Annotated in this window: 12 protein-coding genes; 8 read left to right on the top strand and 4 right to left on the bottom strand. The window is 34.4% G+C overall.

The genetic code is table 11. The annotated features are described in order from the left end of the window. The 8 genes from ACN0WY_RS04770 to ACN0WY_RS04805 all read left to right on the top strand — a co-directional run bounded on the left by ACN0WY_RS04770 (position 1) and on the right by ACN0WY_RS04805 (position 8,041). Entirely contained in the window at positions 1 to 711 is a 711-nt protein-coding gene (locus ACN0WY_RS04770; protein WP_159612779.1) for a PepSY domain-containing protein, read from the top strand. Positions 712 to 715: 4 nt separating this feature from the next. Further along, positions 716 to 2,509 (top strand): efflux RND transporter periplasmic adaptor subunit, encoded by a 1,794-nt coding sequence (locus tag ACN0WY_RS04775; RefSeq protein ID WP_159612777.1) that lies wholly within the window; start codon positions 716 to 718, stop codon positions 2,507 to 2,509. Between the two features lie 46 nt (positions 2,510 to 2,555). After that, the gene (locus ACN0WY_RS04780) at positions 2,556 to 2,759 is read left to right on the top strand and encodes a hypothetical protein (RefSeq protein ID WP_159612775.1); all 204 of its coding nucleotides are present in this window, start codon (positions 2,556 to 2,558) and stop codon (positions 2,757 to 2,759) included. A 7-nt stretch (positions 2,760 to 2,766) separates the two neighbouring features. After that, complete coding sequence (locus tag ACN0WY_RS04785; RefSeq protein ID WP_159612773.1) at positions 2,767 to 3,333, top strand: AraC family transcriptional regulator; 567 nt, start codon at positions 2,767 to 2,769, stop codon at positions 3,331 to 3,333. A gap of 106 nt (positions 3,334 to 3,439) precedes the next feature. Further along, on the top strand, positions 3,440 to 5,698 hold the full coding sequence (locus ACN0WY_RS04790) for a heavy metal translocating P-type ATPase (RefSeq protein WP_159612771.1): 2,259 nt from the start codon (positions 3,440 to 3,442) through the stop codon (positions 5,696 to 5,698). 23 nt (positions 5,699 to 5,721) lie between these two features. Further along, positions 5,722 to 5,934: a heavy-metal-associated domain-containing protein gene (locus ACN0WY_RS04795; protein WP_159612769.1), complete on the top strand. Its 213-nt coding sequence runs from the start codon at positions 5,722 to 5,724 to the stop codon at positions 5,932 to 5,934. 15 nt (positions 5,935 to 5,949) lie between these two features. Next, positions 5,950 to 6,750 carry a zinc-dependent peptidase gene (locus ACN0WY_RS04800; protein ID WP_159612767.1) on the top strand — a complete coding sequence of 267 codons (801 nt, stop codon included), beginning with the start codon at positions 5,950 to 5,952 and terminating at the stop codon, positions 6,748 to 6,750. Between the two features lie 211 nt (positions 6,751 to 6,961). Continuing rightward, on the top strand, positions 6,962 to 8,041 hold the full coding sequence (locus tag ACN0WY_RS04805) for an alpha/beta hydrolase family protein (RefSeq protein WP_417799674.1): 1,080 nt from the start codon (positions 6,962 to 6,964) through the stop codon (positions 8,039 to 8,041). 103 nt (positions 8,042 to 8,144) lie between these two features. On the opposite strand, the gene ACN0WY_RS04810 is transcribed toward ACN0WY_RS04805, so the two are convergent. The 4 genes from ACN0WY_RS04810 to ACN0WY_RS04825 all read right to left on the bottom strand — a co-directional run bounded on the left by ACN0WY_RS04810 (position 8,145) and on the right by ACN0WY_RS04825 (position 12,481). After that, on the bottom strand, positions 8,145 to 8,597 hold the full coding sequence (locus tag ACN0WY_RS04810; protein WP_159612763.1) for a Fur family transcriptional regulator: 453 nt from the start codon (positions 8,595 to 8,597) through the stop codon (positions 8,145 to 8,147). Positions 8,598 to 8,613: 16 nt separating this feature from the next. After that, on the bottom strand, positions 8,614 to 10,617 hold the full coding sequence (locus tag ACN0WY_RS04815; protein ID WP_159612924.1) for a heavy metal translocating P-type ATPase: 2,004 nt from the start codon (positions 10,615 to 10,617) through the stop codon (positions 8,614 to 8,616). Between the two features lie 14 nt (positions 10,618 to 10,631). Beyond that, positions 10,632 to 11,048: a Fur family transcriptional regulator gene (locus tag ACN0WY_RS04820; RefSeq protein WP_159612761.1), complete on the bottom strand. Its 417-nt coding sequence runs from the start codon at positions 11,046 to 11,048 to the stop codon at positions 10,632 to 10,634. Between the two features lie 191 nt (positions 11,049 to 11,239). Further along, on the bottom strand, positions 11,240 to 12,481 hold the full coding sequence (locus tag ACN0WY_RS04825) for an efflux RND transporter periplasmic adaptor subunit (protein ID WP_239178653.1): 1,242 nt from the start codon (positions 12,479 to 12,481) through the stop codon (positions 11,240 to 11,242). Positions 12,482 to 12,493 lie beyond the last annotated feature (12 nt).

Raw genomic sequence — 12,493 nt, forward strand, 5'->3', positions numbered from 1 at the left:
ATGGTAAATAGACATACAGCATTAAAAATAAGAAAGGCGCATCGTTATTTGGGTGTTTTTTTAGGTATTCAATTTTTAATGTGGACTATTAGTGGGATGTATTTTAGTTGGACGGATATTGATGAGATTCACGGCGATCAATTCAAAAAAGAAAATCCCGAGAAAACTGCATTTATGGATTTATTGGGGAGTTCTCAATTAGCCGTTAAAGACCCTATTAAGTCTCTAGAACTTCTTGAAATAGCAAATACACCTTACTATTGGATAAATGAAACAACACTTTACAATGCCCTTACGGGAATAAAAAAAGAGGGGCTAACAGAGCAAGAAGCAATTAAAGTGGCGGAACGCTATATGTTATCGGATTTAAAATTAGACAAAATACAGAGAATTGAAACTGTAAGCGATCACCACGAATACAGAGGAAGGCCTTTGCCAGCCTATGAGATTTCATACAAGACCGATGAAAATCTTAAGGCTTATGTAGCTGTCGAAAATGGAGATTTTCAAACAGTTAGGCATCGTAGTTGGCGCTGGTTCGATTTTTTATGGATGACGCACACGATGGATTATCAAGGACGAGATAATTTTAATACAATAGTTTTAAGAGCTTTTTCACTTTTAGGATTAATAACAGTACTCAGCGGATTTTTACTGTGGTACATAAGTTCGCCTACTATTAGAAAAATAAATAAGAAAACAAAAAAATAATATTATGAATAAAAACATTATTTACATAAGTATTGCAGTGATTGTTGGTCTGCTAGGCGGCTATATAATATTCGGTGGAAGTTCTGCTGATACTGTAACAAGCACAACTAAAGATAATCACGATCATTCAAAGGAAATTGCATCTAATCAAATGTGGACCTGTTCGATGCATCCACAAATAATGCAGGCTGAACCAGGTGATTGTCCTATATGCGGAATGGATTTAATACCTGCTGAGGCCGGAGCAGATGGATTATCAGCTGATCAGTTTAAAATGACCGAAAACGCATTAGCACTTGCTAATATACAAACAAGTATAGTGGGATCGGGAACTAGTGAAAAAGCAACTCTTAAACTATCTGGGAAAATTAGAGAAAATGAAGAGTCAAATGCAGTTCAAGTAACTTATTTTTCTGGAAGGATTGAAAAACTTTATGTAAATTCTACAGGTGAGAGAGTAGGTAAAGGGAGGCCTTTAGCTACCATATATTCCCCAGAACTTGTATCCGCTCAGCAAGAACTTTTAACCGCTGCTTCACTCAAAAAATCTCAGCCAGAATTGTATTTAGCGGTTCGTAACAAACTTAAATTATGGAAACTTTCAGAAAAACAAATTAATTCTATTGAAGAAGCAGGAAAGGTGCAGGAATACTTTCCAGTATATGCTACGGTTTCAGGAACGGTTACCCATAAAATGGTAGAAGAAGGCGATTATGTAAAACTTGGTCAACCTTTGTATAAAATAGCAAACTTAAATACGGTTTGGGCGGAGTTTGATGCTTACGAACACCAAATAGCTTCATTAAAAGAGGGGCAGGAGATTAAGATTACGACCAATGCTTACCCTAATCAAGAGTTTGATGCTAAAATTTCTTTTATAGACCCACTTCTTAATTCAACTACAAGAACAATAGTTATACGTGCAGTGCTCAATAATAAAAAAGACAAATTTAAACCAGGAATGTTTGTAGAAGGAAAGGTTGGTGGAATTCAGTCAGATATTGATGAAATCATTAGCGTGCCTGCTAGTGCTGTTATGTGGACTGGAGAACGTTCAGTAGTTTATCTAAAGACAAAACCCGATGAGCCTGTTTTCGAAATGAGAGAAGTAAAACTTGGAACTGCAACAGGTGAAACCTACTTTATATTAGAAGGGCTTGAGAGTGGAGATGAAATAGTTACAAATGGAACATTTACGGTTGATGCTGCCGCTCAGTTGAAAGGAAAAAAATCCATGATGAACACTAAAGGAGGTAAAACAATGACAGGGCATGAAGGACATCTTGGGATGCAAAAAGAGAGCTCGGATGATAATGTAAATCATTCAGAGATGAACCAGAGAATTGAAGTTTCCAATAACTTTCAAAATCAATTAAGAGAGGTTTTTAATGTCTATATTCAATTGAAAGAGGCTCTTGTCAATGACAATGCTATAGAAGCACAAACTATTGCGAAAAAAGTAAATCAAAGTTTAGCAAAGGTAGACATGAAACTATTATCTAATGAAAAAGCCCACAACCATTGGATGACGATTCAAAAAGAATTGAAAAGTTCTGCAAGCGCAATTGAAAAAGATTCGGATATAGCAGTACAAAGAGGGCATTTTAAACATCTTTCTGCTCATATAACAAGTAGTATAAAACTCTTTGGTATTAACCAAAAAGTATATAATGAGTTTTGCCCTATGGCAGATAACAATAAAGGAGCCTATTGGTTAAGTCTAGAAGAAGACATTAGGAATCCGTATTACGGACAAGTAATGCTAAAATGCGGTGAAGTAAGGGAGATTATAGAATAATTAGCCTTACCGAGTAAGCTTGTATAATTATATAGTCTCAAGAACAATGTATGTAAAGGCAAGAAGAAATAGGATAAGAGAAAATAGAAAAAATAGAAGAAAAGCTCAAAGGAATAAGGATTTATATAAAAATAATATTACCAGAAAAGATAAAATTATTGGTATACTAGCCATCGTTGCGATATTTATTATTGCTGCTATAGCCGCATATTACTATTCCCTTTCAAAAGCTGGGCTGAAGCTATTTTAAACAAAAAATGAGTTATATTATTCATATAAAAAATATGGTATGTCCAAGATGTATATCCTCTATATCACAGATTTTACATGGATTGAATCTACCATACAAAAATATAAAGTTAGGCGAAGTAGAATTGAGTTTACCACTTAGAGAAGAGAAAATAGATACATTGTCTATTGAACTTAAAAAAGAAGGATTTAGTTTGATAAATAACAGAAAGAGTCAGCTAATCGAAAGCATGAAAAACCTTGTAGTTAATACTATTCACTATTCTAATGATGAAAGTGATATTGTTTGGGTAAATTTGGTTAGCGATAAACTAAAATTAGATTATAAATATTTAAGTTCCTTATTCTCATCGGTAGAAAGTATCACGTTTGAGCAGTATATTATCCACCAAAAGATTGAACGAGTTAAAGAACTCATAGTCTATGATGAGTTAACCCTAAGCGAAATAGCTTTTAAATTGCATTACAGTAGTGTTGCCTATTTAAGCAATCAGTTTAAAAAAGTAACAGGAATGACACCTACGCAATTTAAAAAGAGTACTATACAAAACAGAAAATCGTTAGATGACATTTAGTTGTAAAAATAAAAACAAGTAAATTTTACAAATCATTCAGCAAATAACACAACGTATTAAAATCCTTTAATCTGGATATTTGTAATGCACAAATTAAAAATAGATTATGGAGATTTCTAACGTTTTTAAAGCTAAAGAAAAAAGCTTTAAACAAAATGTGAAAAATTCATTCCCAGTTATAGGAATGACATGCGCATCGTGTGCAGCTAGCGTTGAATCTGTACTGAAACATACAGAAGGTGTATTGGATGCTAATGTAAACTTTGCAAATAGTTCTGTTCTTGTGGAATATGAAAAGGAGTTAAACCCTAATCAATTTCAAAAAGTACTTCGCGAAGTGGGGTATGATATGATTATTGATGTCGATAACCCTTCTGAAATACAAGAGGAACTTCAACAAAAACAGTATCAAGATATAAAGAATCGCACTATTTGGTCTGTCATTTTTACACTTCCCATCTTTATATTAGGAATGTTCTTTATGAGTTGGGAACCTAGTAAGTGGATCTCTTTGGTAATGACTATTCCCGTTCTTTTTTGGTTTGGACGTAGTTTTTTTATTAATGCATTCAAACAGGCTAAATATGGTAACGCAAATATGGATACTTTAGTCGCCTTGAGTACGGGAATTGCTTTCATTTTTAGTGTATTTAATACTTTTTTTTCTGAGTACTGGTTAAAACGTGGTGTTGAACCTCATGTATATTATGAAGCAGCTTCGGTAATTATAACCTTTATTTCTTTAGGTAAACTGTTGGAAGAAAAGGCAAAATCAAATACATCCTCTGCTATAAAAAAGTTGATGGGATTGCAGCCAAAAACATTGATAATTATTGAAAATGAAGAGGAAAAAGAAATTCCTATTTCCTCAGTTCAAGTAGGTCAAATAATTTTAGTTCGTCCTGGAGATAAGATCCCTGTAGACGGTCAAGTATTTAAAGGGAGTTCTTATGTAAATGAAAGTATGATTACAGGAGAACCCATACCTGTAGAAAAAATAAAGGGTGATAAAGTATATGCAGGCACAGTAAATCAAAAAGGAAGTTTTCAATTTATTGCTAAAAAAGTAGGTGGAGAAACCTTACTATCTCAAATCATTAAAATGGTTCAAGAGGCTCAAGGAAGTAAAGCACCTGTTCAGAAACTGGTCGATAAAATTGCTAGTGTTTTTGTTCCTATTGTATTGGGTATATCTATTATTACGTTTATTGTTTGGATGTTTGTTGGTGGCGAAAATGCATTTTCTCAAGCCTTATTAACCTCCGTGGCAGTGTTGGTTATTGCCTGTCCCTGTGCTTTAGGTTTGGCGACACCTACTGCCATTATGGTAGGAATTGGTAAAGGTGCCGAAAACAATATTCTTATAAAAGATGCTGAAAGTTTAGAACTCGGTTATAAAGTAAATACAGTCATTTTAGATAAAACTGGGACAATTACAGAAGGAAAACCTTTAGTGACGGATATATTTTGGAACGATAAACTCAAAAATAACGACAAATACAAGCAAGTACTTTTAGCAATAGAAGCACAATCCGAACATCCTTTGGCAGAAGCAGTAGTTAAACATTTAAAAAATGAAAATATTGAAAAAGTTGAAGTTGTGTCTTTTGAAAGTATTACAGGAAAAGGAGTAAAAGCTGAAACAGAAAACGGTTCAAAATATCATGTAGGAAACGTTAAGCTAATGCATGATAAGAATATTCAAATCGACAGTTTTTTAAAGCAAACAGCAGAAGGTCTAGAAGAACAGGCAAAAACGGTTATTTTCTTTGGTAATGAAGAACAAGTTTTAGCGATACTCGCCATTGCAGATAAAATAAAGGAAACTTCAAAAAGGGCTATAGAAACACTTAAAGAAAACGGTGTTGAGGTTTATATGCTTACAGGTGATAACAAAAAAACGGCATTTGCTGTTGCGAAACAAGTAGGAATTACCAATTACCAAGGTGGTGTAATGCCTTCTGAAAAAGCCGCTTTTGTTGAGAAATTACAAGCAGATGGAAAAATAGTAGCTATGGTAGGTGACGGTATCAACGATTCCCACGCTTTAGCACAGGCCAATGTAAGTATAGCAATGGGAAAAGGATCTGATATTGCAATGGACGTTGCAAAAATGACCTTGATAACTTCCAATTTGCAATCCATTCCCAAAGCGTTGGAACTGTCAAAGAGAACCGTTTTGGGCATACGCCAGAATCTATTTTGGGCATTTATTTACAATCTCATTGGTATTCCAATTGCAGCAGGCGTTTTGTATCCCGTAAATGGATTTTTATTGGACCCAATGATAGCAGGAATGGCAATGGCTTTAAGTAGTGTATCTGTTGTTCTAAATAGCTTAAGGCTTAAACGCGTAAAACTTTAATAATAAATACAAATTCAAAAATTATGAAAACTTTAAAATTTAAAACAAATATCAATTGTGGTGGTTGTGTATCAAAGGTGACTCCTTTATTGAATAAGCAGGAAGGTGTAGAAAGTTGGGAAGTAGATACGGATAATCCAGATAAAATTTTAACCATTGAAAGCGATAGCGCTATCGAAGAAGATGTAAAAGCTACTTTGCAAAAAGTAGGATTTAAGGCAGAATCTGTAGAGTAACATCCTTAATTTGATATGGGTTACATTATCTTCTTAGGAATCATTCTTCTTTTGGTTGTACACTTTTACAGAAAAGCACAGAGACAAAAGGTGCAACCTTTCCCAAAGCATTGGCACGAATTGTTGTTGGATAATGTGCTCTACTACCGTAATCTTTCAATTGAAAGACAAGTAACTTTTCAGAAGAGAATGATGCAATTTTTAAGCGAAGTATATATAGATGGTGTACAATTTGAATTGCAAGAATTAGACAAAGTTTTAATTGCTGCGAGTGCAGTAATACCTGTTTTTGGCTTTAAAGAATGGCATTACGCCAATTTAAGTGGAATACTATTATATCCAGATAATTTTAATGAGGATATGCAATTTGGAGCTAAGTATAAAACACGAAATATTGGCGGAGTAGTCGGGAATGGACGGTTTGAGAAGCAAATGATTCTGTCTAAAAAAGCATTGTATCATGGTTTTAAAAATACAACCGATAAGAGCAATACTGGTATACATGAATTTATTCATTTAATTGATAAGTTAGACGATAGAACAGATGGTATACCAGAACGATTATTAGAACATCAATACGCAATACCTTGGTTAAATTTAATTCATAAAGAAATGGAAGCGATAAATAGCAATCATTCCGATATTCGAAAATATGGAGGGACTAATCAAGCTGAGTTTTTTGCTGTAGCTTCAGAATATTTTTTTGAGCGTCCTGATTTACTAAAAAAGAAGCATCCTAAACTTTATAAAATGCTTACTTTATGTTTTAACCAAAAATTAATTAAAGAAAGTAAAAGTGAAATGACAAAAGTCTAATAGTTAATATGAATCAAGAAGAAAAGATTTTAAAATCCAAATTAGGCTTACTGGAATTATCCAAAAAATAGAAAGTGTATTTTATGTATTTCTATAAAGCCATTGAAAACAACATATATTGAAGTCATTAGTTATGGTTGACTTTAAAGGATAGTAACAAAATTCAACCGTATTCGTCTTGTTTAAAAACAATTATATGGATATTAAAAAATTGTACTTATCAATCTTTCTAATTTTTTTGATTCCTCTTTTAGGGTGTAAACAAGAAAAAAAATATTTAAATCCAGTTTCTGAAAACGTAATATTTATAAATACTAAAGATAACGTACAATTATATGGAACTTTATCACTACCAAACAAAGAAGGAAGTTTTCCCGTAGCCATTCTAATAAGTGGAAATGGTAAGCATACAAGAGATGCGGCATTCGGAAAGCATAAACCTTTTCTAGATATTTCTAACTATTTAACAAAAAAAGGAATAGCTGTTTTAAGATATGATAAAAGAGGGATTGGACAGTCAACCGGCAATTACGATTCTGCTGATTCTTTTGATTTTGCAGAAGATGTTAACTCAGCAATAAAATATTTATTAACACGAAAAGAAATCAAGAAGAATCAAATTGGATTGATTGGTCACAGTGAAGGAGGGTTAATTGCACCAATTGTAGCTTCTCAAGCATCTAATGTAGCGTTTATAATTTCTTTGGCAGGTCCAAGTTTATCAGGAGATAAAATTCTTTTATCACAACAAAAGGCTATTGCCTTAGCAAAAGGATTAAATAAATCAGAAATAGAAAAATCACAAGCACTAAATCGCAAAGCTTTTGAAATAGTTAGATTATATAAAGACGAAATTGTTTTAAAGGAAAAAATGACTGAATATATAGAGGAGATCTCTTTGAATGATCCAGATAAGCCGAAAAGTATGACATACGAAGAATATGTAGATGTTCAAGTTAATGGAATTTTAAGACCTTGGATGGTAAACTTTCTAAAATATAATCCTCATGAATACATTGAAAAAGTAAAATGTCCTGTTCTTGCATTGAACGGTTCTAAAGATTTGCAAGTACTATCAAGTCAAAATTTATCCGAATGGAAAAGGATTTTAGAAACGTCTGGAAACAAAAACATAACAACAATAGAAATTAAAAACTTGAATCATTTATTCCAAACTTGTGTAACTGGACTTCCTGAAGAATATGAAGAAATTGATGAGTCTTTTTCTGCTGCAGTAATGAAGAAGATGGTTAATTGGATAGAAAAAGGTATTGTAACTAAAAATGAGTAAACGAAGTTAATCGTTAGGTGAATCAAATAGAAAATCTTTGTGTACTTCCTATTTGATTCATGTTTGTAGGTGTTTTTTGTGTAAAATTCTGTTATAAGTTATCCTAAAAACTAGAGCTTTTTAAAACTATTTCTAATTGTTCTTTTTTTTGGCATTTTTTACAAAAACCTTTAATAACCATATTGATTTCGGCTATTTCGTACCCTCTTGGTAAACTTTCTTTTGATATTTGGTTTTCTAAACATTTAGTGGTATTACAATTAATACAGTGCAAATGCATATGTACATCGTTTTCTTTTTTGGAAATGGCGAACTTTATTGTTCCTGTACCATCATCTATTCGATGAACTATGCCTTTTTCCTCAAATTTTTTTACAACTCTATAAAAGGTTGTCCTATTTGCTAATTTTTTTGGAAATCTGTTTTTTAAGAAAGCTGCTCTTATATTTTGTAAACCAACGGCGGTATCTTGTAACATTAAGAATTGAAGAATGCCAATTCTCATTTTAGTAGGTTTAATACCCTTATCTATTAATATTTCGCTGTTCTCATCCATTTTAGTGTAAATATTTTCAACGATTTTCTTTATTCTTTTTATACGCTAACAATCGTAATGCATTAATAACTACAATTAAGGTTGAACCTTCGTGGATAGCTACGGCAATTCCTATACTTGCCCATCCCATAATCGTAGATGGTATAAGTAGGGCTACAATTCCAAGACTTATCCATAAATTTTGCCTTATTATGGATTTGGCGCTTCTACTTAAGCCAATGGCAAAAGGTAGAACCTCCAATTTATCTGCCATTAATGCGATATCAGCAGTTTCCAATGCCACATCACTACCGGCAGCTCCCATGGCAATGCCTACTGTACTGTTCGCCATGGCTGGAGCGTCGTTTACTCCGTCACCAATCATCGCTAACCTCTTTTCTTGCAAAGCCAGTTGCTTTATAGCCTCAACCTTTTCTTCTGGGAGTAAACTTCCCTTGGCTTCGGTTAGCCCAATTTCCTGGGCCACGGCATCCGCTACTTTTTGGTTGTCACCTGTAAGCATTATCATTTTTTTGATGCCTATTTTCTTTAGTTGTACTAAGGTTTCTTTTGCTTTTTCTCTAGGCGTATCCATTAGCCCCAATATGCCTATGAATTCATTTCCAAGTTTTATCAACATTGTTGTCTTTCCTTCTGCTTCCAATGAATGTACTTTTTCAGCCACTTCTTTCGGAACACCATTGTCTATACCATCAAACAGCTCTAGATTACCAATGTAAACGGGTTTGCCTTGATATTCTGCTTTGATGCCTTTACCTTGTATAGATTCTGTATTACTCGCATTGGGGATATTCACATCTGGGGATAATATCGTTTTCCCATCTCTAACTACTGCTTTGGCTAATGGATGGTCGCTCAACTTCTCAACGGCAATAGCTACTTTTAGTAAGTCTTCTTTTTTGATACCGTCAAAACCAATGGCATCGGTCAGTTTTGGTTTCCCTTCGGTGAGAGTCCCCGTTTTATCAAATGCCAAGGCAGTTAAAGAACCTAAATCTTCCAACGGTCTCCCCCCTTTTATCAGAACCCCTCCACGGGCTGCCCTAGCTACACCACTTAGTACTGCCGATGGTGTTGAAATGGCCAATGCACAGGGGCTTGCAGCGACTAAAACTGCTAAGGAACGATATAAGCTTTCGTTCCAAGTTTCATCAAGTACCAGAAAGGCAAAATTAAGTAGGATGACCAGCAGGATTACCGAAGGCACGAAGATTTTTTCGAATTTGTCGGTCAACAATTGCGTAGGCGACTTTTGCTCTTGTGCATTTTGAACCATGGTTACCAATCTGCTTAAGGTAGAGTCCTGTGCTTCTTTAATGACTTTTACTTCTAAAACATTGTTTCCATTTATAGTTCCTGAAAACACCCGGCTTTCTTCGGGGATATTGTTATAGTTCTCATAATTTGTGTCAAGGTTTTCTATAGCCTTTTTATCTACAGGAACGCTCTCTCCCGTAATAGGTGCCTGATTTATGCTACTTGATCCACTAACAATAATACCATCTGCTGAAATTTTACTGTTAGGACGAATAACAATGACATCCCCAATTTTTAAGGTCTCGATGGCTACTTCTTCAGTTTTCTTTCCTTTTTTCAACAATGCAGTTTTAGGGGCTAAATCGGTAAGGGCCGCAATGGATTTTTTTGCTTTTCCCATAGCGTAATTTTCCAAGGCATGTCCCAAACTAAAAAGGAACAACAATAAAGCACCTTCTGCCCATTCTCCTAAATAAGCTGCTCCTGCCGCTGCTACGAGCATTAAAAAATCAATTTCAAACTCACCTTTTGAGATTTTTGTAATGGCTTCTTTTAGGGTAAAATACCCTCCGAAAAAGTAAGCTGAAATATATAATCCAAAAGGAATATTACTTGAAATACTTCCATATTTTTCCAGTAAATATCCTGTGATTAAACAAATACCACTTAAAATTGCAAAATAGAGCTCCGTGTTTTTTCCAAAAACACCACCATGGTCATGATGATGCCCTCCTTCTTTGTGATGTTTTTCGCTTTTATTCATCATATCTCAATGTTTTAATCCATATTACATTTTTCACAAATGCCTTTTACCGTAAGGTTCATATCTTCTGATATATAACCTTTGGGAAGGTTGATTTGTGGGATTTTATAATCTGTCAAGCATACCGTTTCTTGGCATGTGTTGCATCTAAAATGTAGGTGCAGGTCATTATTTTCCTTAGAAGTAGAATGATTTTCACAAATAGCATATTTTATGATACCAGTGCCATCTTCTATCGAATGTACCAATCCAATTTCTTCAAATGTTTTTATAGTCCGATAGAGCGTACTTCGCTCAGAGGTTTTAAAGTCTTTTTCCAGTTCGCCTAAGCTTATGGCATTTTCTCTATTCACCAATAATTTATATACCAATAATCGCATTGCAGTAGGGCGAACCCCTTTATCTTCTAGTATTTTTACAATTTGTTCCATTTTATTAAGTGTTACCAGTAATGATTGATAATACTTAGCATTTTATTTCATTTTGCTAGTGAATTCATTTTTATCATTTTCCCTATTTCATGAATTGCTTTTTGATTGGGCCTGCCGTTTTATCCCGTTTTTGGAATGACATCGAACAGACCCTTATCAACCAATCAATCAAAATCGATTTTTATATTTTACTAATGACTATGCGACGTTTCGCTTTTTTGCATTTCAGATATTAAGTAGTATGCATTGTTGAATACCACTTGGACATCCTTAGAAAGCGGTTCCAATAGTTTTATTTCCACCCAACCATCTTCGGTTATTCCTGTTCGGACTTCAAGAGGTTTTAACTCCCATTCAACCTTACCATCTTCCAAATGTTTTTGTGCTATAAAAATGAACGGCTTTCCACCTTCTTCTATAATGGCATCTTCAGGTAAGGCCGTCACCGGTGCCTCACCAGTCCTTATTTTTCCATTGATATACATTCCAGGGATAAGGAAATCTTCTTTTTTATCGATTTCTGCGTGTATGTGTACGGCCTTAGGGTTCTGTTCAAATTGCTTTCCTACGGAATAAATTTCACCGGTAAGATTACTCCCGGGAACCGACTCTAACGTAAAAGAAATTTTTTGTCCCTTTTTAACCTTATGGATGTCCTTTTCAAAAACCATTAGATCCGCATGAATATGCTCATTATCCACAATTTCAAACATAGGCGTTTGCGATGCTACATACTGTCCCATTTGAACTTTTACTTTCTCTATATAACCAGCAATAGGGCTTGTTACCGGAACATATTCGTAAATTTCACCACTCCTTATTTTTGAGGCACTTATGTTCAATTGTCGTAACTGCGATTCATAGCCTTTTACCTCTGCTTTAATCGATTGGTATTCAGACTCCGTTTGTTGAAACGTTTTTCCCGAACCTACCTTTTCTTCATATAACCGTTTTTGGCGCTCGTATTCTTTTTCCAAAAACTGCATCCTGTTATAGGTTTTTATATAGTTGGTCTGGATTTGGGACAGGTCGGGGTGGGAAAGATATGCCAAGGTCTGTCCTTTACGCACTTTATCTCCTTCTATGACTTTGATGCTACTTACATTACCACCCAAAATAGCAGTTACCGTAGCTTCGTATTGTGGTGGCACCTCCAATTGTCCATTAGCTTTAACCACACCCGATAGCGGCCTTGTTGGTAAGACTCCCACTTTAATCCCCAAGCTATTGAATTTCAACTCGGATAGATGCACTGCATCTCCTTCTTCAGAACCTTCTTCGTCTTCTTCATGTTCCTCTCCTTCTTTATGGTCATGAGTTTCTTCTGTATTAGAAAGCTTTTTTTCTCCATTTTGCTTTACTTCTTCCTTGCAACCCATAAAAATGGCAAGCACAAGGGGCAACATTAAAATCTTTATTATTTGCGTTTTCATCTTATTATTTAT

The sequence above is a fragment of the Tenacibaculum sp. genome, from assembly GCF_048269885.1.
Lineage (GTDB): Bacteria > Bacteroidota > Bacteroidia > Flavobacteriales > Flavobacteriaceae > Polaribacter.

What these genes read in the sequence shown, in the direction of transcription:
- ACN0WY_RS04770 (WP_159612779.1), top strand. Translation starts at nt 1, where the DNA reads ATGGTAAATAGACATACAGCATTAAAAATAAGAAAGGCGCATCGTTAT.
- ACN0WY_RS04775 (WP_159612777.1), top strand. Translation starts at nt 716, where the DNA reads ATGAATAAAAACATTATTTACATAAGTATTGCAGTGATTGTTGGTCTG.
- ACN0WY_RS04780 (WP_159612775.1), top strand. Translation starts at nt 2,556, where the DNA reads ATGTATGTAAAGGCAAGAAGAAATAGGATAAGAGAAAATAGAAAAAAT.
- ACN0WY_RS04785 (WP_159612773.1), top strand. Translation starts at nt 2,767, where the DNA reads ATGAGTTATATTATTCATATAAAAAATATGGTATGTCCAAGATGTATA.
- ACN0WY_RS04790 (WP_159612771.1), top strand. Translation starts at nt 3,440, where the DNA reads ATGGAGATTTCTAACGTTTTTAAAGCTAAAGAAAAAAGCTTTAAACAA.
- ACN0WY_RS04795 (WP_159612769.1), top strand. Translation starts at nt 5,722, where the DNA reads ATGAAAACTTTAAAATTTAAAACAAATATCAATTGTGGTGGTTGTGTA.
- ACN0WY_RS04800 (WP_159612767.1), top strand. Translation starts at nt 5,950, where the DNA reads ATGGGTTACATTATCTTCTTAGGAATCATTCTTCTTTTGGTTGTACAC.
- ACN0WY_RS04810 (WP_159612763.1), bottom strand. Translation starts at nt 8,597, where the DNA reads ATGGATGAGAACAGCGAAATATTAATAGATAAGGGTATTAAACCTACT.
- ACN0WY_RS04815 (WP_159612924.1), bottom strand. Translation starts at nt 10,617, where the DNA reads ATGAATAAAAGCGAAAAACATCACAAAGAAGGAGGGCATCATCATGAC.
- ACN0WY_RS04820 (WP_159612761.1), bottom strand. Translation starts at nt 11,048, where the DNA reads ATGGAACAAATTGTAAAAATACTAGAAGATAAAGGGGTTCGCCCTACT.
- ACN0WY_RS04825 (WP_239178653.1), bottom strand. Translation starts at nt 12,481, where the DNA reads ATGAAAACGCAAATAATAAAGATTTTAATGTTGCCCCTTGTGCTTGCC.